1 protein-coding gene is annotated in these 215 nt (G+C 54.9%); it reads right to left on the minus strand.

All coding sequences use genetic code 11. The features are described 5' to 3' along the window. Positions 1 to 9: 9 nt before the first annotated feature. Positions 10 to 215, minus strand: a 206-nt coding sequence (locus ACW9IR_RS30385; RefSeq protein WP_457466317.1) for a carbohydrate porin, incomplete at its 5' end; no start/stop codon positions are given.

The following is a 215-nucleotide window of genomic DNA, read 5'->3' on the forward strand; positions in this document are numbered from 1 at the left end:
GCAACAACGTTAGAACGTAGACTGAATTTTCAGGCCGGCTACCAACGCGTTGTCGACTTTATCCACGCCGCCAGGCTGCACGACGTATTGCAGGTTTGGACGCACGGTCAGCCAGTTGGTGACGTGGAAACCGTAGTTGAGTTCGACGTTGTATTCAGTCTCACGGATCGGCGTGTACAGCGGGTTATCGTAGTCACTCACGCCATTGGCGGCGT

This window comes from Pseudomonas sp. SDT291_1_S447 (genome assembly GCF_054070155.1).